This is a genomic window from Cupriavidus sp. KB_39, assembly GCF_052114485.1.
Lineage (GTDB): Bacteria > Pseudomonadota > Gammaproteobacteria > Burkholderiales > Burkholderiaceae > Cupriavidus.
This window is the reverse complement of the sequence record NZ_JBFREV010000018.1, coordinates 40,662-62,334: the sequence shown is the minus strand read 5'-3', so window position 1 is coordinate 62,334 and position 21,673 is coordinate 40,662. Positions and strand designations below refer to the sequence as shown.

The 21,673-nt window shown below is 67.9% G+C and carries 20 protein-coding genes and 1 pseudogene; 11 read left to right on the top strand and 10 right to left on the bottom strand.

The genetic code is table 11. The features are described 5' to 3' along the window. Positions 1-16: 16 nt before the first annotated feature. Positions 17-334, top strand: a complete 318-nt coding sequence (locus tag AB4Z27_RS15300; protein WP_441591168.1) for a hypothetical protein — start codon at positions 17-19, stop codon at positions 332-334. A 27-nt stretch (positions 335-361) separates the two neighbouring features. Here AB4Z27_RS15300 and AB4Z27_RS15295 read toward each other — a convergent pair whose 3' ends face one another. Then, on the bottom strand, positions 362-2,041 hold the full coding sequence (locus AB4Z27_RS15295) for a thiamine pyrophosphate-binding protein (protein ID WP_092297867.1): 1,680 nt from the start codon (positions 2,039-2,041) through the stop codon (positions 362-364). Positions 2,042-2,320: 279 nt separating this feature from the next. On the opposite strand from AB4Z27_RS15295, the gene AB4Z27_RS15290 reads away from it, so the two are divergent. From AB4Z27_RS15290 to AB4Z27_RS15270, 5 genes and pseudogenes are all read left to right on the top strand, one after another. Then, complete coding sequence (locus AB4Z27_RS15290; RefSeq protein ID WP_092297864.1) at positions 2,321-3,316, top strand: Bug family tripartite tricarboxylate transporter substrate binding protein; 996 nt, start codon at positions 2,321-2,323, stop codon at positions 3,314-3,316. Positions 3,317-3,319: 3 nt separating this feature from the next. Next, positions 3,320-4,414 carry a malate/lactate/ureidoglycolate dehydrogenase gene (locus AB4Z27_RS15285; protein WP_441590879.1) on the top strand — a complete coding sequence of 365 codons (1,095 nt, stop codon included), beginning with the start codon at positions 3,320-3,322 and terminating at the stop codon, positions 4,412-4,414. Positions 4,415-4,436: 22 nt separating this feature from the next. After that, a complete protein-coding gene (gene garL, locus AB4Z27_RS15280; RefSeq protein ID WP_092297858.1) occupies positions 4,437-5,225 on the top strand; it encodes a 2-dehydro-3-deoxyglucarate aldolase in 789 nt (262 codons plus the stop codon). 21 nt (positions 5,226-5,246) lie between these two features. After that, positions 5,247-6,152, top strand: a pseudogene (locus tag AB4Z27_RS15275) (2-hydroxy-3-oxopropionate reductase); the annotation flags it as partial. Beyond that, positions 6,152-7,087 (top strand): LysR family transcriptional regulator, encoded by a 936-nt coding sequence (locus AB4Z27_RS15270; RefSeq protein WP_441590877.1) that lies wholly within the window; start codon positions 6,152-6,154, stop codon positions 7,085-7,087. The pseudogene AB4Z27_RS15275 and the gene AB4Z27_RS15270, both read left to right, overlap by 1 nt. Positions 7,088-7,118: 31 nt before the next feature. Here the strand turns inward: AB4Z27_RS15270 and AB4Z27_RS15265 are convergent, their stop codons facing one another. Then, complete coding sequence (locus AB4Z27_RS15265; protein ID WP_092297967.1) at positions 7,119-7,457, bottom strand: hypothetical protein; 339 nt, start codon at positions 7,455-7,457, stop codon at positions 7,119-7,121. Between the two features lie 313 nt (positions 7,458-7,770). Between AB4Z27_RS15265 and AB4Z27_RS15260 the strand changes: the two genes are divergently transcribed. Together AB4Z27_RS15260 and AB4Z27_RS15255 are read left to right on the top strand one after the other, a co-directional pair. Further along, positions 7,771-8,256: a GFA family protein gene (locus AB4Z27_RS15260; RefSeq protein WP_092297849.1), complete on the top strand. Its 486-nt coding sequence runs from the start codon at positions 7,771-7,773 to the stop codon at positions 8,254-8,256. An 89-nt stretch (positions 8,257-8,345) separates the two neighbouring features. Then, positions 8,346-9,680: a PQQ-dependent sugar dehydrogenase gene (locus AB4Z27_RS15255; RefSeq protein ID WP_441644721.1), complete on the top strand. Its 1,335-nt coding sequence runs from the start codon at positions 8,346-8,348 to the stop codon at positions 9,678-9,680. Positions 9,681-9,776: 96 nt separating this feature from the next. On the opposite strand, the gene AB4Z27_RS15250 is transcribed toward AB4Z27_RS15255, so the two are convergent. Next, entirely contained in the window at positions 9,777-10,838 is a 1,062-nt protein-coding gene (locus tag AB4Z27_RS15250; RefSeq protein WP_441644720.1) for a porin, read from the bottom strand. Positions 10,839-11,040: 202 nt separating this feature from the next. On the opposite strand from AB4Z27_RS15250, the gene AB4Z27_RS15245 reads away from it, so the two are divergent. Continuing rightward, a complete protein-coding gene (locus AB4Z27_RS15245; RefSeq protein WP_092297840.1) occupies positions 11,041-11,745 on the top strand; it encodes a response regulator in 705 nt (234 codons plus the stop codon). A gap of 19 nt (positions 11,746-11,764) precedes the next feature. After that, positions 11,765-13,171 carry a sensor histidine kinase N-terminal domain-containing protein gene (locus tag AB4Z27_RS15240; protein ID WP_441644719.1) on the top strand — a complete coding sequence of 469 codons (1,407 nt, stop codon included), beginning with the start codon at positions 11,765-11,767 and terminating at the stop codon, positions 13,169-13,171. On the opposite strand, the gene AB4Z27_RS15235 is transcribed toward AB4Z27_RS15240, so the two are convergent. Further along, complete coding sequence (locus AB4Z27_RS15235) at positions 13,168-13,695, bottom strand: DUF3016 domain-containing protein (protein WP_441590870.1); 528 nt, start codon at positions 13,693-13,695, stop codon at positions 13,168-13,170. The genes AB4Z27_RS15240 and AB4Z27_RS15235 overlap by 4 nt on opposite strands. A 233-nt stretch (positions 13,696-13,928) precedes the next feature. Between AB4Z27_RS15235 and AB4Z27_RS15230 the strand changes: the two genes are divergently transcribed. After that, entirely contained in the window at positions 13,929-14,204 is a 276-nt protein-coding gene (locus tag AB4Z27_RS15230; RefSeq protein WP_092297832.1) for an FmdB family zinc ribbon protein, read from the top strand. Positions 14,205-14,231: 27 nt separating this feature from the next. On the opposite strand, the gene AB4Z27_RS15225 is transcribed toward AB4Z27_RS15230, so the two are convergent. The 6 genes from AB4Z27_RS15225 to AB4Z27_RS15200 form a co-directional block, all read right to left on the bottom strand. After that, entirely contained in the window at positions 14,232-15,062 is an 831-nt protein-coding gene (locus tag AB4Z27_RS15225) for an alpha/beta fold hydrolase (protein ID WP_441644718.1), read from the bottom strand. Between the two features lie 30 nt (positions 15,063-15,092). Further along, entirely contained in the window at positions 15,093-15,827 is a 735-nt protein-coding gene (locus tag AB4Z27_RS15220; protein WP_441644717.1) for a sensor histidine kinase, read from the bottom strand. 131 nt (positions 15,828-15,958) lie between these two features. Further along, a complete protein-coding gene (locus AB4Z27_RS15215) occupies positions 15,959-16,621 on the bottom strand; it encodes a response regulator transcription factor (protein ID WP_441644753.1) in 663 nt (220 codons plus the stop codon). Between the two features lie 86 nt (positions 16,622-16,707). Next, positions 16,708-17,991, bottom strand: coding sequence for an MFS transporter (locus AB4Z27_RS15210; protein ID WP_092297826.1), 1,284 nt, complete (start codon positions 17,989-17,991; stop codon positions 16,708-16,710). Positions 17,992-18,012: 21 nt separating this feature from the next. Continuing rightward, positions 18,013-20,838 carry a molybdopterin-dependent oxidoreductase gene (locus AB4Z27_RS15205; protein WP_441644716.1) on the bottom strand — a complete coding sequence of 942 codons (2,826 nt, stop codon included), beginning with the start codon at positions 20,836-20,838 and terminating at the stop codon, positions 18,013-18,015. Then, positions 20,819-21,673, bottom strand: a complete 855-nt coding sequence (locus AB4Z27_RS15200) for an FAD binding domain-containing protein (RefSeq protein ID WP_441644715.1) — start codon at positions 21,671-21,673, stop codon at positions 20,819-20,821. Before AB4Z27_RS15200 ends, AB4Z27_RS15205 begins: the two co-directional genes overlap by 20 nt.

Below are 21,673 nucleotides of genomic sequence, written 5' to 3'. Positions count from 1 at the left end.
GTGCGGAATGGAACACCTGATCCACCTGATCCGTGTGCAGAACGAATATGACCGCCAGGTGCTGGTCTGGCTGCGGGGGCGCATTGGTGATGCCGCCCTGCTGTCGGCCGCGCACCGGGCCACCGTCGACGATAAAAAGCCTTATCTTTCAACGATTTGCCGCCTGATCGGGATTCGGGCGCCGTCGCGCCGCGCGCTGGCGGACGAGGCTCGCAAGAGCCATCGCGCGGTGGGCGAGCGGTATCTGGAGCAGATCCGCGAGATCCTGGCCCGCCCGACGTCCGGCCATGAAAAAGCCGGGCACGAGGCCCGGCCACAAGCGGCGCTGTTCTAGATCGCCTAGACAGCGTCTGATCCGGGCTCAGGCCGGCAGTTCGGTCACGCGCATTGCGGGCGTGATCTGGAGCGGATCGGTCATCAGCTCCAGCACGGCCGGCTGGCCGGCGTTGCGGGCGCGCTCGAACGCTGCCGCAAAGTCCTCCGTCTTCTCCACCCGCTCCGCCCACGCCCCGCAGGCGCGCGCCATCGCCACGAAATCCGGGTTGGCGATGGTCGTGCCGCTCTGGCGGCCCGGGTAGCGCTTCTCCTGATGCATGCGGATGGTGCCGTACATGCGGTTATTCACCAGGATCACGATCAGGTTGGCGCCATGCGCGGCGGCCGTGGCGATCTCCTGCGGATACATCAGGAAGCAACCGTCGCCAGCCAGGCAGACCACGGTCTTCTCGGGCGCGCGCAGCTTCGCGGCAATCGCGGCCGGCAGGCCGTAGCCCATCGCGCCGCAGGTGGGCGCCAGTTCCGTGCGCGGACGCTTGTACGCGTAGAAGCGGTGCAGCCAGACCGTRTARTTGCCGGCGCCGTTGCTGAGGATGGCGTCTTCGGGCAGCACCGCGTTCAGGTGCGACATCGCGGCAGCCATATCCACCCCCGTCAGTTCCGCATGGGGCTTGGGCGGCGTGACGAAGGCCTCGTGCTCGGCCCGGGCGCCGCTGGTCCAGTCCTTCCATCCGATAGAAGCCGGCGCCGGCAGCGCGGCCAGCATGGCTGCCGCAGGCACCACGCCCGAATGGATCGGCAGTGCCGACTGGTAGACGCGGCCCAGCTCGCCGCTATCGGCATGGATATGCACCAGCTTTTGCTTCGGGCGCGGGACTTCCAGCAGCGTGTAGCCATCGGTGGCGATGTCGCCCAGCCGGGTGCCGACCGCCACGATCAGGTCGGCCGTGCGCACCCGCTCGGCCAGCTTGGGGCTCACGCCCAGGCTCAGATGGCCGATGTAGTGCGGGTCGCGGTTATCGATCACGTCCTGCCGGCGGAAGGCGCAGGCCACGGGCAGGTTCCATGCCTTGACGAAGGCGGCGAAGTCACGCACTGCCGCGTCGGTCCAGCCGGCGCCGCCGGCGATCACCAGCGGCTGGCGGGCCTCGGCCAGCGCGGCGGCCAGCGCCCGGGCATCCTCGGCGCGCGGGGCGGCCGCCACGGTGCGGTACGGCTCGGCATCGGCGCAGTCCACCAGATCGTCGAGCACGTCTTCGGGCAGCGCCAGCACCACCGGGCCGGGCCGGCCGGACGTGGCCACCTGGAAGGCGCGCGCCACCATCTCGGGAATCCGGGCCGGATCGTCGATCTCGGCCGCCCACTTGGCCATCGTGCCGAACACTGCCGCGTAATCCACCTCCTGGAACGCCTCCCGGCCCTTGTGGGCGCGGGAGATCTGCCCCACGAACAGGATCATCGGCGTGGAGTCCTGCTGGGCGATATGCACGCCGATGCTGGCGTGGGTGGCGCCCGGCCCCCGGGTGACGAAGCAGATGCCGGGGCGGCCGGTCAGCTTGCCGTCGGCCTCGGCCATGTTGGCGGCGGCGCCTTCGTGCTTGGTGACGACGAGGTCGATGGCCGGCTGGTCGTGCAGCGCGTCCAGCACGTCCAGAAAACTCTCGCCGGGCACGCAGAAGATGCGCTCCGTGCCATGCAGGCGCAGTTGGTCCACGAGGACACGGCCGCCGGTGCGGGCCTGAAAGGATGGGGTTTGAGCGGTCATGACGAAAAGTATGGACAGGATCGGAGGCGGCGCCAAGGTGGAGCCAAGCAGGCGCCAGACCCGAAGCAGGCGGCGATGACAGCGATTTTTCCGTTTGACGGGCGCCGCCGCGGGGTCTATCGTGCATTTCTGTTATGCGTTTTATGCAAGGCAGCCCGCCTCGCGCCCGTGTAGATTGGCTACCGAGGCGATGCTGCCATGACAGCGCGCCCGCCCGCGACACCTGACGGCCATCCCGRCCGTCCCATAACAATGCTCGCGAAAACAGGAGACCATGCAATGTCCTTCCCTCATCGATTGATGCGGCCGGCCCTGGCCGTGCTTTGCCTTGGATGCATGGCGGCGGCCCCACTGGCGCAAGCCCAGTCCGCCGACCAGTACCCCAGCAAGCCGATCAACTACGTCGTGCCRTTCGCGGCGGGCGGCACCACGGACCTGCTCGGCCGACTGATCGGCCAGCGGCTGTCGCAGGTGCTCGGCCAGTCGGTGGTGGTGGAAAACCGCGCCGGCGCCGGCGGCAATATCGGTTCGGACTACGTGTCCAAGGCCGCGCCGGACGGCTACACGCTGCTCGGCGGCACCATCAGCTCGCACGCCATCAACGTGAGCCTGTACCCCAAGATGCCGTACGACCCGGTCAAGAACTTCCAGCCGGTGGCGCTGATCGGCACGCTGCCCAATGTGCTGGTGGTGAACGTGAACAGCCCGTACAARTCGGTGCAGGACGTGATGGCRGCGGCCAAGGCCAAACCGGGGTCGATCAACTTCGGCTCGTCCGGCAACGGCACCTCCCAGCATCTGGCGGCCGAACTGTTCGCCAACATGGCCGGCCTGAAGATGACCCACGTGCCCTATAAGGGCAGCAGCCAGGCGGTACAGGCGCTGCTCGGCAATCAGGTCGATATCGTCTTCGAGAACAGCGTGGCCGCCATGCCGATGGTGCAGTCCGGCAAGTTCCGCGCGCTGGCCACCACCGGCGCCAAGCGCGCCGCCGAGCTGCCCGATGTGCCGACCATGGCCGAATCGGGCCTGCCGGGCTATGAAATCGTCTCGTGGCAGGCGATCTTCGCGCCGGCCGGCACGCCGATGCCCATCGTCAACAAGCTGGCCACCGAGATCGGCAAGATCATCCACCAGCCGGACGTCAAGGCGAAGCTGGTGGGCATGGGCGTGGAGCCGTCTGGCGCCGGCCCGGCCGAACTCGGCAAGTTCCAGAAGAGCGAGGTGGCCAAGTGGGCCAACCTGATCAAGGTCGCCAACATCCACCTGGAGTAACGCATGGCAGAACACCGTATTCCGACCGCCGGCCTGCATCGCTGGGTCGTGGACCTGTGGCTGGCGGCGGGGTCCGATGCGCGTGAGGCGCAGCTGACCGCCGACCACCTCGTCGGCGCCAATCTCTCGGGCCATGACTCGCATGGCGTGGGCATGATCCCGAAGTACGTGCTGTCCTGGCAGGGCGAGCAATTGCAGCTCAATCAGCAGGTCAGCGTGGTGCATGAGTCCGGCGGCATCCTGAGCCTGGACGGCAACCGGGGCATGGGCCAGGCCGTGACCGAGGAGGCGATGCGCATGGGCATCGCCCGCGCACAGGAGCACGGCGTGTGCGTGATGGGGCTGCGGCGCTCGCACCATCTGGGCCGGGTGGGCCATTGGGCCGAGCAGGCCACGGCGGCCGGCATGATCTCGATCCACTTCGTGAATGTGCTGTCCAAGCCGCTCGTGGCGCCGCATGGCGGCTACGACGCGCGCTTCGGCACCAATCCATTCACGATCGGCGTGCCGGTGGCGGGSGCCCCGCCGCTGGTGCTCGACTTCGCCACCAGCGCCATCGCAATGGGCAAGGTGCGCGTGGCCAACAACAAGGGCGTGCCGGTKCCGCCGGGCAGCCTGATGGACCCGAACGGGCATCCCACCGACGACCCGTCGGTCATGTTCCCGCCGCCCGGTACGCCGCACGGCGCGCTGCGCACCTTCGGCGAGCACAAGGGCTACGTGCTGGCCGTGATGTGCGAGCTGCTCGGCGCGGCCGTGACTGGCGGCCACACCATCCGCCCGGAAACGCTGACGCACGAGCATGCGGTCTGGAACAACATGCTGGCGATCATCTTCGATCCGGCCCGCCTCGGCAGCAGCACCACCTTCGGCCATGAGGTGGAATCCTTTGTCGATTGGCTGAAGGCGTCCCGGCTGCAACCGGGCAACGATGCCATCCGCCTCCCCGGCGACCCCGAGCGCGCATGGCGCAAGGCGCGCGCCGACTTTATCCCCGTGGATGCCGGCACGCTGGCCCAGCTCGACGACGCCGCGGCGCGCGTGCTCCAGGCGCGCGGCCAATCCCCCGGCCCGCTCTCCGCCCTGGCGGCGGACTGAACCCAAGGCTCAAGGAATTCTCATGACGACCCCTCACCTGCCCCAGCTTTCCCCGCTGCCCAACCAGTTCCGTGCGGACATCCTCGCGCGCAAGCGCCTGATTGGCTGCTGGACCTCGCTCGGCCAGCCGGTTACCACCGAGATCATCGGCCTGGCCGGCTTCGACTGGATGCTGCTCGATGGCGAGCACGCGCCCAACGACGTACTGACCTTCGTGCCGCAGCTGATGGCGCTCAAGGACAGCACCAGCGCGCCCGTGGTCCGGCCGCCCTGGAACGATCCCGTGCTGCTCAAGCGCCTGCTGGACATCGGCTTCTATAACTTCCTGATCCCGTTCGTGGAGTCGGCCGAGGAAGCCCGCCGCGCAGTGCGGGCCACGCGCTACCCGCCGGACGGCGTGCGCGGGGTGTCCGGCGTACAGCGCCAGAACCGCTACGGCACGCTGCCGGACTTCTTCAAGACCATCAACGAGAACATCTGCGTGCTGGTGCAGATCGAGAGCCGCAAGGGCGTGGAGGCTGCCGACGAGATCTGCGCCGAGCCCGGCGTGGACGGCATCTTCATCGGCCCGAACGACCTCGCCGCCGCCTACGGCCACCTCGGCGACCCGAACCACCCGGAGGTGCAGGCCGCCGTGGCGCAGATCTACGACGCCGCCAACCGCGCCGGCAAGGCCATCGGCACGCTGACTCCCGTGGAGGCAGACGCCCGCCGCTACCTCGACATGGGCGCGCACTTCGTCGCCGTGGGGCTGGACCACACGCTGCTGCGCGACGCCTCCCGCGCGCTGCGCGAGCGCTTTGCGCAATGACGCTATCTATATAGGAAAACGGATATGAGCAAGATCGGATTCATCGGACTCGGCGTGATGGGCGCGCCGATGGCGCAACACCTTCAGGCGGGCGGCCACACGGTCTACGCCCACACGCGCAGCGGCGTGCCGCAGGCGCTCCAGGATGCCGGCATGCAGGCCTGCGCCAATGCCACCGAGGTGGCGCGTCAGGCCGACGTCATCTTCCTGATGCTGCCCGATACGCCGGACGTGGCGCGCGTGCTGTTCGGCGAGCACGGCGTGGCCGAGGGCCTGAGCCAGGGCAAGACCGTGGTCGACATGAGTTCGATCTCCCCGATCGAGACGCGCGAGTTCGCGGCCCGCATCGAGCAGCTGGGTTGCGAGTATGTGGATGCGCCGGTGTCCGGTGGCGAGGTGGGGGCCAAGGCGGCCACGCTGTCGATCATGGCCGGCGGCAAGCAGGATGTGTTCGACCGCGTGCTGCCGCTGCTCCAACTGATGGGCAAGAACATCACGCTGGTCGGCAATGTCGGTGACGGCCAGGTGGCCAAGGTGGCGAACCAGGTGATCGTGGCGCTGACCATCGAGGCCGTGAGCGAGGCGCTGGTGCTGGCCGCCAAGGCCGGCGCGGACCCGGCGCGCGTGCGTCAGGCGCTGATGGGCGGCTTTGCCAGCTCGCGCATCCTGGAAGTGCATGGCGAACGGATGATCAAGCGCACCTTCGACCCGGGCTTCCGCATCGAACTGCACCAGAAGGACCTGAACCTGGCGCTGTCCACGGCCAAGGCGCTGGGGGTGGGACTGCCGAACACGGCGTCCTGCCAGCAGCTGTTCAACGTCTGCGTGGCGCAGGGCGGCGCGGGTTGGGACCATTCGGGGCTGGTCAAGGCGATCGAGCATATGTCGTCGTTCGCCATCGGCGACAAGCCCAAGACGGCGGGCTGATGTCGGCGCTGAACTCCGACGACCTTGCGTGCTTTGTCTGCGTGGCCAACACGCAGAGCATCTCCCGCGCGGCGCTGGAGCTTGGCGCGGACCAGTCCACGGTCAGCCGCCAGATCGCCCGGCTGGAGGCGGCGCTGGACACGCGCCTGTTCCACCGCAGCGGCCGGGGCGTGGTGCTGACCGAGTCCGGCTCCACGCTGCTCGGCTACGCGCGCCAGGTGGCGGTCACGCTCAACGAGGCCCGTGCCGCCGTGCGCAAGTCCACGGCACAGGGGCCGTCCCAGTTGGTCATCGCCGCGCAGCCGACCATCGCCAACACGGCCTTCGCGGCCATCGGCACGGCGCTCAAGCAGCGCTTTCCGGCGACCAAGCTGCGCTTTGCCGAAGGGCTGGCCAGCCCGATCCTTGCCTGGCTGGCTGCCGGCGAGATCGACGTCGCCCTGCTCTACCTGCCCGAGCAGCAAGGCGCGCTGAAGGTGGATGTCCTGCTGGAAGAAGACCTGACGCTGGTGACGCCCACCTCGTGGAGCCACCTCGGCCTGACCTTCCCGGTGCGGCGGCTGGGCGAAGTGCCGCTGATCCTGCCGAGTACCGGGCATGGCCTGCGCGTGCTGGCCGAATCGCTGGCCGCGCGCGCCGGCACCACGCTGAACATGGCGCTGGAGTGCGATGCCTCGAATACGGTGTCGATGCGGCTGGTGGAGGATGGCTGCGGCGCCACGCTGCTGCCGTTCGCCGCCGTGGCGGACCGCGTGGCCCAGGGGCGGCTGCACTCGGCCCGGCTGGTGGAGCCGGTGGTGACGCGCCAGGTAGTGCTGGCCACGGCGCGCAATCGCACCGTGGTGCCCGAGCTGTGGGACATCATGCAGACCGTGCGGCAGTCCGTGCGGAATATCGTGATGTCCGGCGCGTGGCCGGGAGCGCGGCTGGTCTAGCCCCGCCCCCGGGAATCCGGGTGGGATTCGCTTACTGCTTCGGCGCCTGCAGTTCCTGCTTGGCGGTTTCGTTGGCCGCCTTGTTGGCGTCCTTGCGCTCCTGCTTGGCGGCGCCAACATCCTGCTTGTATTCGCCCTTCGCGGCGGCCTTCTCGGCCTTGTACTGGTCGCTCGCAACCTTGCGGGCTTCGCGGCGCTCCACCAGCGGGTCCTTCGGCGGTTGAATCTGCGTCATGCCCGGCGGCACGGCGGCGTTGCCGCCGGCGGGCGCCGGGGCGGCCGTGGTCTGGGCGAAAGCGGTGGCGGACAACAGCCCAGCGGTCAGGGCGCCGATCAGCGAGCCAGTGCGGATGATTCGGTTCGTGGACATGTTCTTGGACATATGAGACCTCTCAAGATGTTGTTATCTCGGACGGTGCCCGCGTACAACCTGTGGCAGCGCGGGCACCACGCAATGCCGCACGCAGGATGTCTTGCCTTCCTGCGCCGCGCACCGAAGTTTAGAAGCCGACTCGTGCCCCGCGTGCCGCATTCCAACATCTCCTTACAAAAACTCATCGGCGCTGACAGACACTCTCCGACAACGCCACACTTTTCGCGAATTCTGCAGATTTGGCGTGCTTGAAGCGACCGGCTCCGTCGCCCACACTGGGAGGCATCGACCGTGCCAACCAGGAGGGATCATGCATCTCGAAGGCTCGTGCCAATGCGGCGCCGTGCAGTTCAGTCTGGAGTCCGATTCGCCCTGCCCCTATATGCATTGCCATTGCTCGATCTGCCGCAAGACTGGCGGCGGCGGAGGCTATGGCATCAACCTCGGCGGGGATGCCCACTCGCTGCGCGTTCGCGGCAAGAAGCATGTCTCGCGCTATCACGCCGTGATGCGCGAGCCCGGCCAGCGCCCCAAGCGCTCGAAGGCCTTCCGCCATTTCTGCGCCGAGTGCGGCAGTCCGCTGTGGCTCTGGGACCCGCGCTGGCCCGACATGGTCTACCCCAACGCGAGCGCCATCGACACGCCCCTGCCCCGCCCACCCGAAGTGGTGGAGGCTTCGCTGGAGAACGTCGCGCCATGGGTGGATGTGCCACGCGGCAAGGGCCATCGCCATTGCGAGACCTGGCCGGAAGAATCGCTGCACGACTGGCACAAGCGGCACCGCCTGCTGGCCTGAGTGGCCTAAAGTCGGACACTGGCCGACAGACGCYTGCCAAGTGATTTCCTATGCTCCAAGCAAGGCGCCCCGCGCGCAAGGAGCCTGACATGCCGAGCTTCCRCCYTCTTCCTCTCCCCCTGGCCGTCTGCCTGACCGCCGCTGCGCTACTCGCCACGGGATGCGGCGAATCCGCCAAGCTGCCGGAGTCGGCCGGCATCGGCGCCTCGCCGCAATTGCCCGAGCCGAACAAGACGYTGATCCCGACCGTGCATATCGCGCCGGCCAAGGGCTGGGAGGACGGCAAGAAGCCGGTGGCGGCGGATGGCATGACGGTGACCGCATTCGCCGACAAGCTCGACCATCCGCGCTGGGTCTACGTGCTGCCCAATGGCGATGTCCTCGTGGCCGAGTCGAACGCGCCGCCCAAGCCGGACGACGGSAAAGGGATCAAGGGCTGGGTCATGAAGCAGGTGATGAAGCGCGCCGGCGCGGGYGTGCCGAGCGCCAACCGCATCACGCTGCTGCGCGACACCAACGGCGACGGCGTGGCCGACGAGCGCTCCGTCTTCCTCAAGGACCTGAATTCGCCGTTCGGCATGGTGCTGGTCGGCAACGACTTCTACGTGGCCAATACCGACGCCGTAGTGCGCTATCCCTACGCGCCGGGACAGCCGAGCATCACCGATCCGGGCCAGAAACTCGTGGATTTACCAGGCGGGCCGCTGAACCATCACTGGACCAAGAACATCATCGCCAGCCAGGACGGCAACAAGCTCTACGTCACGGTCGGCTCGAACAGCAACGTGGCCGAAAACGGCATCGACAAGGAAGCGGGCCGCGCCGCCATCTGGGAGGTGGATCGCCAGACCGGCCAGCACCGCGTGTTCGCCAGCGGCCTGCGCAACCCGAACGGCATGGCCTGGGAGCCGACCAGCGGCATGTTGTGGACGGCCGTGAATGAGCGCGATGAAATCGGCAGCGATCTGGTGCCGGACTACATTACCTCCGTGCGCGATGGCGGCTTCTACGGCTGGCCGTACAGCTACTACGGCCAGCATGTGGATGTGCGCGTGAAGCCGCCGGCCCCCGATCTGGTGGCGAAGGCCATCGTGCCCGACTACGCGGTGGGCACGCATACGGCTTCGCTAGGGCTGGCCAGCGCCGCCGGCAACAGCCTGCCGGCAAGGTTCCAGCACGGGATGTTCATCGGCCAGCATGGCTCATGGAACCGCAAGCCGCGTGCCGGCTACAAGGTGATCTTCGTCCCGTTCGAGCAGGGCAAGCCCAACGGYGCGCCCTTCGACGTGCTGACCGGCTTCCTGACCGCCGACGGCGACGCCCAGGGCCGCCCGGTGGGCGTGGCCGTGGACAAGCGCGGCGGGTTGCTGGTGGCCGATGACGTCGGCAATGTGATCTGGCGCGTGACCGGCGCGACTAAATAGATAGCGCCGAAAAGCAAAAACCGGCGGCGCGAGCCCCTCGCGCCGCCGGAAGACCACCCACCACGATGGTCCAAACAACAATCCGACTGTGAAGAATCAGAAGCGGTGCTGGAGACCCGCCGTGACRCCGACCTGATTGTTGGCAGAGCCCACAAAGTCGCGCGAGAGACTCACGGTCTGACCGTTGCGCGCCTTGGCATAGCCTGCGGACAGGTAGGCCATGGTGCGTTTGGAAAGATTGTATTGAGCGCGCAGCGAGAACAGGATCGGATCGCYGTCCGTCGCGCCCTTGATGTTCTGCTTGTACACCGCGCCGTAGAGCGTGAAGGCCGGCGTGAAGTCGTACGCCGCGCCCACCCAGTACAGGTCGCTCAGCTGCGAGGCCGCGCCGTTCGTGAAGGTGCGCTTGTAGTTGCGGTAGCCGCCGTACAGCGCAAGCGAGCCGAAGTCATAGCTCAGGCCGGCGTGGACGCCCTGGATGTAGTCCATCGTATCGGCCGGCGTGGTGCTGCCGCCTGCGCCGTTCTGGCGGTCCCAGGTCACGGCCGTGGCGAAGCCGCCCGACGAATACCCGACGCCGACGTCGTATTTCGACGAAGACTTGAACTCGCCCGGCACCTCGCCCAGCGAAACCGTGGCGCCCAGTTTCACGCCGCCGAACGTGCCGTCATAGCGAACCACATTGGTCGCACGCGAGAACATGCCGTCCTTGCGCCCGCCCGACGCCGTGGACGAGGTCGCCCACGAGTAGTTCGGCGCGTAGCCCATCGGGTCGAACGGCAGCATGAAATCGTAGGTCGTGGTGAAGTCACGGCCCAGCAGCAGGCGGCCCCATTTGTTCTGCAGGCCCACGGTGGCGCGGCGGTCGAACAGTGTGTTGTCGGTGTCCAGCTTGCCGGTGTCGATGGCGATACCGCTTTCCAGTTGGAACACGGCCTTCAGGCCGCCGCCCAGGTCCTCGGTGCCGCGCAGGCCCCAGCGCGAGGTATTCTTGCCGCCCGAGATCACCTTGACTGCCGAACCACCGCCCGGCCCGGCGTGGTTGAGGTACTCCACGCCCGAATCCACGATGCCGTACAGCGTGACGCTGGACTGCGCTGCCGCACCGCCCGTAGCAACGCAAGCCATCCCGGCAACGACCCATGCCATCCGTTTCATGCCTGTCTCCTGTGTCTTTTTTGTGAGTGAACGGCGCGAATGGTATGGGAGGCTCACTTTCAGATCGCTTTCGAAAATCCTTCAAATACGGACCGTTGCGGGCGTGCGGATTGGGGCTTTCCCTAGCTAGCCCGCCCCGCTGCTTCCCGGTATCAATCACGCGCTGTTGCCGTTCCCCTGCCGCTACTGCCGTCCCCCTGCCATGCGTATCCTGCTTGCCGAAGACAACCTGAAACTGGCCGCCTCCCTCGTGGAGTCCCTGGGCCAGAGCGGCTTCACGGTCGATTGCATGCACGACGGCGCGAGCGCCGACAACCTGCTCTCCACGCAGGACTACGCGCTGGCCATCCTCGATATCGGCCTGCCCCGCCTGGACGGCCTGGAAGTGCTGCGGCGCCTGCGGCAGCGGCGCAACCCGGTGCCGGTGCTGATCCTGACCGCGCACGGTTCCGTCGAAGACCGCGTGCGCGGCCTGGACCTCGGCGCCGACGACTACCTCGCCAAGCCCTTCGCCCTGACCGAACTGGAAGCCCGCGCCCGCGCGCTGATCCGGCGCAGCCACGGCCACGACCGCACCGCGCTGCACTGCGGGCCACTCCACTACGACGCCGTCAGCCGGGCCTTCACGCTGCACGGCACACTGCTGGCGCTGACCGGGCGCGAGCGCGCGGTGCTGGAGATCCTGCTGATGCGCGATGGCCGGGCCGTCAACAAGGCCGCGCTATCGGAGAAGATCTTCGGCATCGAGGAGTCGGTGAACCCGGACGCCATCGAGATCTACGTCTACCGGCTGCGCAAGAAGCTGGAAGGCAGCGGCGTCGGCATCGTCACGCTGCGCGGGCTGGGCTACCTGCTCGAGGTGCGCGCCCCGGCCCCCGAGGACGCCAACCTCGCCGCCCAGCCGTGAGCCGGTCAGGACCTCGGCGATGAAATCGGCGAGCCTGCGCTGGCAGCTCTCGCTGTGGCTGCTGCTGCCGCTGCTCGGGCTGCTGGCGCTCGACGCCTGGCTGACCGACCGCCGCGCCATGGCCGCCGCCCACGAGGCGTTCGACCGCACGCTGGCCGCCTCGCTCAAGGCCATGCGCGAGGGCATTAGTCTGCGCGACGGCCGCGTGGAGGTGGAGGTACCCTACCTCGCCCTCGAAGTCTTCGACGCCGAAGCCGGTTCGCGCATTTACTACGAGATCCGCGACGAGACCGGCGCCACCATCACCGGCTATCCGGCCCTGCCGATGCCGGCCCAACCCGTGCGCGCGCTCTATCGCACGCAGTTTTACGATGCCGACTATCGCGGCGAGCCGGTGCGGATGGCCGCCATGCCGCTGCCGCTGCACGACGTGCGCTCCGCGCGCACGCAACTGGTCTGGGTGCTCGTGGCCGAGACCACCGAGCCGCGCGCGCAACTGGCCAATGACATCCTGATGGGATCGCTGCTGCAGGAGCTGATGCTGGTCAGCCTGGCGCTGGCCATCGTCTGGTTCGGGGTGCGGCGCGGGCTGCGGCCGCTGCACCGGCTGTCCGAGGCGATAAGCGCGCGTGGCCCGGACGACCTCCAGCCGCTGGACGCCGCCACGCTGCCCGTGGAGACCCAGCCGCTGGTCAACGCCGTCAACCAGTACGTGGCGCGGCTCCAGCGCATGGTCGAGGGGCGCAAGCGCTTCTTTGCCGATGCCGCGCACCAGCTCAAGACGCCGCTGGCCATCATCCAGGCCGAATCGGAACTGGCGCTGCGCGAACGCGAACTGGCCGGCGCGCGGGCGCATCTGGCCCGCCTCAACAGYTCGGTCCGGCAGGCGGCGAAGGAGGTCGAGCAGCTGCTGTCGCTCTCCCGGCTGGAGCCGGACAGCGGCTACGCGCCCACGCTCCACCGGCTGCGGCTCGGCGCGCTGGCGCAGGCGGTGGCCCTGGACTGGGCGCCACTCGCCCGGCGGGACGGGGTGGATCTGGGTTTCGAAGGAGACGTTGCCGAAGCTGGCGACGCGCAGGATGAGATCGACGGCCAGCCCGAACTCCTCCAGGAACTACTCGGCAACCTGATCGACAACGCGGTGCGCTACGCGGGCGCTGGCGCCATGGTGACGGTGCGTGTGCGCGGCACGCGGYTACAGGTGGAGGACAACGGCCCCGGCATCGCGCCGCAGGACCGGGAACCCGTGTTCCAGCGCTTCTATCGGGGSGARGCCRGCGCAGCGCGCGCCGGYAGCGGGCTCGGRCTATCCATCGTGCGGGAAATCGCCCGACTCCACGGCGCGGCAATCGTGCTCGGCGACACGCCCGGCGGCGGCCTGACCATCGCGCTTCATTTCCCGCCTGCCGGGGGCGAGGCGGCCTAGCTCTTGCCCGTCAGCTTGCCGATCCGGCGCCCGAACCAGTCGTCGATCATGACCTTCTCGTAGCGCAGCCGGTCCGACGGCCCGTACAGGTTCACGCCCCAACCGAAATTCATGTTCGAGATGCGCTCCTGCGCGCTGGCCACCACCTCGTCACCGTGGCGCAGTTCATATTGCAGCGTCATGCGCGGCCACGTGGCATCCCGGATCACGCGCACCTGCTGCGCGTAGCGCCAGTCGATATAGCCGGCCAGATCGATGTCCAGCACCTCGATCGTCAGCGAATACCCCTCCGGCAACTTGCGCGCCGCCAGTTTGGCGAAGTGCTTTCGGATGTCATCGAGCACCTGCCGGTCACTGCCATACGACTGCGACCATGAGGCATCGGTATAGGTCTCGGGATGGATGAACGTCACCGACAACGCCGAAGACGGCTGCCCCTGCGAAGGCGCCGGCGCCCCGCCGGCCGCCCCGGACACCCCCAGCGTCGCCAAGGCAACCAGAACGGGAAGAAAGTACGTGGACATGGCATCACGCCTGCAGAAAGCACGGCCTGGAACGCCGACGRACGATGCCCGGACAAATCAGGACAGGAACGCATGCGCCACCCGGCATCAAGCCGCTGAGCCCGGGATGGTTTCAGGATAGGTCAGCGGGGGAAACGCATCTGGCCCCTAACCGCCCGGGTTCCCCGCCATCGACGTTTCACAAGGCCTGGCGTAAGCTGAACCCCTCTTATTTCCCGACCCAGCGAGAAGCGATGCCCACCTATGACTACCGGTGTGACGATTGCGGCGATTTTGCGTTGATGCGGCCGATGGCGCAGCGGGACGAGCCGGTTGGCTGCCCGCACTGTGGCAAGGCTGCGGCGCGGGCGCTGGTGGCCGCGCCSGCGTTGGCGGGGGCACCGGGGGCCGTGCCGTCGGAGTTGGCGGGCCATGGTGCAGGGTGTGCCTGCTGCGGGCCGGTGAAGCTGGCCGGGCGTGCCGATGGCGGCCGGGGTGGCGCGGGGTGGTCCAAGTTCAGCTCGGGCTGACCGGRCCAGTCTACGTTTATCGTCCGCTCAGCGCGCCAGCCACGCCAGCAGCAGCGCGTTGACGGCCGTATCGGCCTCGTATTGGACCCAGTGGCCGGCGCCGGGCACGATCTCGCCGCGCCGGCCTTCCCGCCCGTCGATCAGGCTTGCCAGCACCTCTGGCGGATCGGCGGTCACGTCGTGCTCCCCGAAGGCCATCAGCACCGGYCCRCCGAAGCGGTCCAGCGCCGCGCGCAGCCCGCCGGCGCGTGAAATCTGCTTGCTGCGGAAGCGCGTGTCGCGGCAGGACTCGGTGTAGGCGAGCAGCGCCAGCGCATCCACCTTGGCGGGGTCCGCGATCATGAACGCGGCGACGTTCTGCTGCATCGCCGCCGCCAGCGTCTCGGGGCTCTCGGCGCGGCGCCAGTCGACCAGCGCGATGGTCTGCCGCCGTGYGCCGCCGTGGCCACCCGGCCCCAGCAGCGCCAGCCCGCGCACGTTGGGCAGGCGGGAGGCCAGATGCGAGGCCGTCAGCCCGCCGAACGAGAAGCCGACCAGATCGACATCGCCCATATCGGGCAGTTGGGCGAAGTTCGCCACCACGGCCTCCACCAGCGCCGGCATGTCGGTCCCCACCGGGTCTCCGGAGACGCCGTAGCCGGGCAGATCGGGCACCCAGACCGTATGGCGGGCCGCCAGCGCCTCGATATTGCGCACCCAGTGCAGCCAGCTGCCGTGGCCGCCGTGCACGAGCAGCGCATCCGGCCCGCTGCCAAAGCGGCGCCACACCATGCGGCACCCGGCCGCTTCCGTGACGCGGGTCGTGCCCTGCGCCGTCAATCGTGCGACGAATGCTGCCGCCGATGTGTCTTCCTTCAAAATCCTGCCTCCCCAGTGAATCCGCGCCGCTCAGAGCGGCAGCGACAAGCTCGCTTCCAGGCCGCCCTCGCGCCGATTCTGTAGCTTCAACTCCCCACGCATGGCCTTGGCCAGTCGCAGGGCGATGGCCAGCCCCAAGCCGCTGCCCGGACCCCGGCTGGCGGTGTGCGGCGACCGGTACCATGGCCTCAACACGGCATCCAGCTCCGATGGCGCGATCCCGGGTCCGGAATCGATCACAGCCAGATGCAGGCGCCTATTCTCCATGCGAACGGCGATGCGGACAACGCTGCCATAGCGAAACGCATTGTCGATCAGGTTGACCAGCACGCGGCGCARCGCGTGTGGACAGGTGACGATCGGGCGTCCCACCTGCCCTTCCAGCGCCAGTGCGCAGCCCGCATCCCGATAGTCCTGGACCAGCACGTCGAGGAGGCTATCCGCGTCCACGCTCCGCAGCGGCYGTACAAGGCCGCTCTGCATGCGCGCGCAGGACAGACTGGCTTCGGCGAGTTCCCGCATTTCGTCGAGATCACGCTCCATGGCGTGACGCAGCGGCGCGTCGTCGATCATCTCGCAACGCAGCAGCATGCGTGTCAGCGGCGTGCGCAAGTCATGCGCATACGATGCCTGCATGGTCAGCAGCTCGGATTCTCGCGCCTTGCATCGCYGGTACATCCATTGCGCACAAACCAGTGCAAAGAGCAGCAATCCGGCGCATCCGAGCAGGAGCACACTCGTCAGGGCTCCCGGTTCCATAGTCATTGGCATTCTCCGTTCGCCGTCAACCAAACGGCGCTGCGGAATATCACCATGACGCGGTGCAAGGCGCCATCATCCGGTGAGATGGCGGTCCCTAAACCTTCATTTACGCGAACGCTTCGCCGGTGGCCGGGCTAGGCAGCGCGCGCCTCGCCCAGCGCGCGCATGATCTGAACGGCCTCTACCACCGTGCGCGCGTTCATCTTGCGCATCGCGTGGCCGCGATAAATCTTCGCGGTGATCTCGGCAATGCCCATGGCCGCGGCAATCTGCTTGTTCATCATGCCGGCCACGACATGCCGGAGGACCTCGCGCTCACGGGCGGTCAGCGTATCCCAGGACCGTCGCAGCCCGCGCAACGACTGCTCCGTTTCAAGCTGCTGCATGTCGCGCTCCAGCGCGGCAATGACGGCGTCGATCATGTCCTGGTCCCGGAACGGCTTGGCCAGGAAATCGACCGCACCRGCCTTCATGGCCTTCACCGACATGGCGATATCGGCGTGGCCGCTYATGAAGACGATCGGCATGTGCGGCTGGCCCTTTTGCATTGCCGACTTCTGGAACGCGAGCCCGCTTTGCCCGCGCAGGCGGACATCGAGCACRAGACAGGCGGGGCCGATCACTTTCGGCGCGCGCTGAAAGTCCTCCACGGACCCGAACGCCCGGACCTGCAGATCGATGGACTCCAGGAGGCTGGTCAGGGCTTTGCGCATCAGTTCGTCGTCGTCCACGATATGGACCGTGCCCTGGGCGAGCACCTGCGGATAAGCCGTGGAAGCATGGTGGGGGGCAGTCATGGTCGGAAACGGTGCGCTATAGAAGAAGTGAGTCTGGAATGCTCTGACATACGCCGGCAGGCGCGCATCCATACCAAGGTATGGGTCTACACGGTATCCAGCGCCTGCCCCTTTGTCTCGGGCAACAGCAAGACCATGAGCAGCACCACGCCGTACGCGGCCCCCGAGAAAATGGCGATGGCCATGGCAAGACTCGTGGAGTGGCTGAGCATGCCGACCAGACTCGGAAACAGGGCGCCGATGCCGCGCCCGAAGTTGTAGGTAAAGCTCTGCCCGTTGGCGCGGCTTTCCGAGGGATACAACTCCGTCAGGTAGGCGCCGACCCCACTGAAAATGCCGCAGGACGCGAAGCCCAGCGGGAAACCGAGCCACAGCATCTCCGCGTTGGAAAGGGGCAGCGTCAGGTAGAGGTATACCGAGGCGATCGACAGCAGCGCAAACAGGATGAAGTTGCGCCGGCGCCCCCAGTAGTCGGACAGATAGGCGCCGACGACATACCCACAGAAGGAGCCCACGATGATCACCATCAGGTAGCCGCCGGTGTTCAGCACGGACAGGTGCCGCTCCAGCTTCAGGTAGGTGGGCAGCCATGTCGACATCGCATAGAAGCCGCCCTGGATGCCCGTGCACAGCAGCGCGGCCAGCACGGTCCGGCGCAGCAACGCCGGCGAGAAAATGACCCACATCGAAGCGGGCTTGACCCCTTGTCGCCTTGCCTCGGCCGCCGTCGCGAACACTTCGGGCTCCGGCACGTGCTTGCGCACGTACAGGACGAGCAGCGCGGGCAGGACGCCCACCCAGAACAAGCTGCGCCACGCCAGCGACTCGGGTAGCACCGAGAACGCAATGCTGTAGAGAATCGCCGCGAGCCCCCAGCCGACCGCCCAGCCGCTTTGCACCAGGCCGACCGCCTTGCCACGGTGCTTCGGGGCGATGATCTCCCCGATCAGCACGGCGCCCACGGCCCATTCCCCGCCGAAGCCGAGCCCCTGCAAGGCACGGAGCACGAAGATCTGCTCGAAATTCTGCGCGAAGCCGATCGCGAACGTGCAGACGGAGAACCAGAGGATTGTGCCCTGCAACACCTTGACCCGGCCGTAGCGGTCCGCCAGCATGCCCGCGATCCATCCGCCAATCGCGGAGAAGATCAGCGTCACGGTGCCCAGCAGCCCTGCCTGGCCCCGGTCCAGTCCCCAGACGTCGATCAGTGACGCGAGGACAAAGCTGAACACCATGAAATCGAAGGCATCGGTGGCCCAGCCGATGAACGATGCCAGGAACGTCCGCCTGGCTTGCGGGCTCAGTTCCGCATACCAGTCCAGGCTGGATGGGCTCGGCAACGCGGGCTGGTCAATGTTTTTTGTTGTCATTGTCTAGGCCGTTCGAAGGAACTATCGGGGCACGCCGGATGCCGCGTCGCGGGCGGCAAGCGCGCGACGGATGACATCGGGGGTAGCAGGCGCCTCGCGGATCCGCACGCCAATCGCATCATGGATGGCATTGAGGATGGCGGCCGCCGTGGGCACCAATGCCGGCTCGCCAATGCCTTTTGCCCCGTAGGGGCCGATGGCCGTGGGCGCCTCGATGAAGATCGACTGGACCTCGGGCATGTCGTGCACCGTGGGAATCAGGTAATCGTGCAGATTGTTGTGMCGGCCCGGGTGGTATTTCTCCATCAACGCCATGCCGAYGCCCTGCGCCACCGCCCCCTCGACCTGCCCTTCGAGCAGCGTCGGGTTGACCATGCGGCCCACGTCATGCGCCGCCACCACTTTCAGCACGCGGACGCGTCCGCTCTCGCAGTCCACCACCACTTCCGCCATCTGGGCGCCGAACGCATAGGTCGCGTAGGGACTGCCTTGCCCGGCGGCATCTAGAGAAGTGATGGGCGGATCGAAACGCTCTTCCGCCGCGACGACATAGCCGTGGGCGTCGACCGGGAGCGTCCGAAGATCCAGGGCATGATCGTCGATGGCGATGCCGCTCGCACTGACCCGGATCTTCGCATCGGCCGCCGCGCCTGCCAGCGCCAGCAGCCGGTGGCGCAAGGCCGTACCGGCAAGATAGGCTGCGCGGCCCGTGATGAAGGTCTGGCGCGACGCCGAGGTGCGGCCGCAGTCCGGTGTGAGATGCGTGTCGGGCCCGATGAACTGTAGTTGGTCGACCGGAACACCGAGCGCGTCGGCGGCGATCTGGGGAATGACCGTGTTCGCGCCCTGCCCCGCGTCCACCGCGCCCTGATGCAGGACCACCGTGCCGTCCGGCCGGACACCGAAGCGTACCGTGGAAGGATTCGGCAACGCCGTGTTGCCGCAGCCATAGAAGAACGCGGCGATGCCGACGCCATGGCGAATATGGCTGGGCGAGGCTGCGTTCAGGCTGGCGATGCGGCTCCGTGCCGCCTGCCATGCCGGACGCAGCGCGTCGAGGCATTCGACCAGCTCCACGCTGTGGTCGAGCACCTGCCCGGTCGGCAACGAGTCGCCGGGCCGCAGGGCGTTCTTCGCCCGAAACTCCAGCGGATCGATGCCCGCCGCGAGCGCAAGTTCGTCGATCAGTTGCTCCTGCGACATCATCGTCTGCGGCACGCCGAAGCCACGGAACGCCCCGGCGGGGGTGATGTGGGTATGGATGGCACGCGTGTGCGCACGGTAGTGCGGCAGGACGTACGGGCCGCCAGCGTGCACCGGCACCCGATTGGCCACAGCGGTGCCCCAGGAGGCAAAGGCACCGGTATTGAAATCGCCCTCGAACTCCACCGCGCACAACCGGCCATCGGCATCGGCGGCCATGGTAGACGTCATGCGGCCCGGGTGGCGCTTGGTCGAGGTGCCCATCGATTCTTCGCGCGAGAACACCATGGCCACGGGCCTGTCGAGGTGCCACGCCGCGATGGCGAGCAGCGGCTGGACCGTCATGTCCAGCTTGCCGCCGAAGCCTCCGCCGACGGCCGTGGCCACCACGCGCACCCGCTCGGGCGGCACGCCAAGGATACGGGCCAGATCGCCGCGATGCGGGTGCGGCGCCTGGGTGGACGAGTGAATCTCGATCATGTCGCCGACGCGCCGCGCCCAGCCCGCCTCCGGCTCRAGGTAGGCGTGCTCGACGAAACTCGAGTTGAACGTGGCGCTCACCACGTGACGGGCGTCCTGAATCGCGCGCCCGGTGTCGCCGCGGCGTACGTGCCCTTCGATCAGCACATTACCCGGACGGTTGGCATGGAGCTGCGGGCTGCCTTCGCTTACRGCTTCYGCGGGGGTCAGAACCGGCGCGAGGGGCTCCCACGCCACGGGAAAGCGCGCCAGGGACAGGGCCTCGATCGCCTCGCGCTCGCCGACGACCAGCGCTACCGCTTCGAGATAGTGCCGCGTCTCCGCTTCCGGCAGGACAGGCTGATCGGCGTACGGGGTGGCCACACCATGCAGATTGATCCCGGGGACATCGGCATGGGTCAGGATGCGATGCACACCGGGATGCGCATCGACGAACGCGTTCAGGTCGCCGAACGCGAAACGCGCACGGTGATGGGGGCTGCGGACCGCGCGCACGACCAGACTGTTGGCCGGGTAAGCGTCGCCGCCGAAGCGCTGGCTCCCATCGACCTTCTCCGGCCCATCCAGCCGAGTCAGGGGCACGCCCACGGCGGGGCCTTCGGATGGCGGGGGGGKGCAACGCCGCACCCCGCTGCCGCAACCGACTTCGGTCACGGCGTCCACGATCTTCTGGTAGCCGGTGCACCGGCACAGCACGCCCTCGATGGCGGCACGGGCAGTTGCGCGATCGGTCACGCGGCCGGCGTCGATCGCCGTCGCCGACGCCATCAGCATGCCCGGCGTGCAGAAGCCGCATTGCACCGCCTGATGCGCGAGAAACGCCTGCTGGAGCCGCGCGCCACACTGCGTGCCTTCGGCCAGTCCCTCGACGGTCACGACGCGGCGACCCGCCACCTGCCCCACGGGGGTCAGGCAGGCATAGCGCGGCTCGCCATCCACCAGGACCGTGCAGCTTCCGCAGTCACCCTGGCGACAGCCGTCCTTCGTGCCGAATTGCCGCAGCCCGGYGCGCAGGTAGTCGAGAAGGCGCTGGGACTGGTCCGCTGGCAGCGGCAGGCGCTTGCCGTTCAGTTCGAAGCCCTCTTCTCCGGGCGGCGTCGGTGCTTCGCCGGCAGCGCCTGCGTTGGGAACGGAAAGGGAAATGTCATCCAGCAGATACGCCATGAGCGGCCTCCTCGATGCAATGGGTCAAGGCGCGCATGATGGCGAGCCGTGCGAGATGGGTGCGATGGGCGGCAGTCGCGCGGCAGTCTTCTATCGGAGACAGGGCTGCAAGCGAGGCGCCGTCGATGATGTCGCGCAGTGCTTCCGGCCGCTGCGCCAGCAATGACGCCTCCAGTGCCGGCATCCGCAGCGCGACCGCCGAGGCGCCGCCGACAGCAACGGCGGCGTCCTCCACTGTGTTCACTGCGGACATGCGCAGCCGCACGGCGGCTGATACCACGGCGAGGGCCGAGCCGTCACGATTTGTGCATTTGACGAACGCCGTGCGGTCCGCGTCGGCCGGCAGCGGAAACAGGATGGCGACGAGCAGTTCATCGGCCTTCAGGGCGACCTGACGGGCGCCCAGGAGAAATTCGTGCAGCGGCAGCCGCCGCACGCCCCGGACACTCGCCAGTTCGACCTGCGCATCAAGCGACAGCAAGGGCGGCACGCCATCCGCAATCGGCGACGCGTGGCACAGGTTGCCACCGACGGTGCCCTGGACGCGAATCTGCAGCGAGCCAACGGCCGCCGCCGCGTCCCGGAGCGCCACCGGCAGCCACGTGGTCAGTGCGACGGATTCCCAGGCGCTGGCGGCGCCGATCCGCACCCAGCCATCGCACCGCTCGATGCGGCGCAAGGCGTCGATGCGGCTGATGTCCACCCATTCCGACCGGGCCGGCACGAGCGCCAGATCGGCGAAGGCATCGGTTCCGCCGCAGACCACACGCCGCCGTGGATCATCCGCAAGCGTTGCGAGCGCTTCCTCCACGGTGTGGGCACGGAAATAGTTCAT

What these genes read in the sequence shown, in the direction of transcription:
- AB4Z27_RS15200 (WP_441644715.1), bottom strand. Translation starts at nt 21,673, where the DNA reads ATGAACTATTTCCGTGCCCACACCGTGGAGGAAGCGCTCGCAACGCTT.
- AB4Z27_RS15265 (WP_092297967.1), bottom strand. Translation starts at nt 7,457, where the DNA reads ATGTCCACGAACCGAATCATCCGCACTGGCTCGCTGATCGGCGCCCTG.
- AB4Z27_RS15270 (WP_441590877.1), top strand. Translation starts at nt 6,152, where the DNA reads ATGTCGGCGCTGAACTCCGACGACCTTGCGTGCTTTGTCTGCGTGGCC.
- AB4Z27_RS15260 (WP_092297849.1), top strand. Translation starts at nt 7,771, where the DNA reads ATGCATCTCGAAGGCTCGTGCCAATGCGGCGCCGTGCAGTTCAGTCTG.
- AB4Z27_RS15235 (WP_441590870.1), bottom strand. Translation starts at nt 13,695, where the DNA reads ATGTCCACGTACTTTCTTCCCGTTCTGGTTGCCTTGGCGACGCTGGGG.
- garL (WP_092297858.1), top strand. Translation starts at nt 4,437, where the DNA reads ATGACGACCCCTCACCTGCCCCAGCTTTCCCCGCTGCCCAACCAGTTC.
- AB4Z27_RS15245 (WP_092297840.1), top strand. Translation starts at nt 11,041, where the DNA reads ATGCGTATCCTGCTTGCCGAAGACAACCTGAAACTGGCCGCCTCCCTC.
- AB4Z27_RS15210 (WP_092297826.1), bottom strand. Translation starts at nt 17,991, where the DNA reads ATGACAACAAAAAACATTGACCAGCCCGCGTTGCCGAGCCCATCCAGC.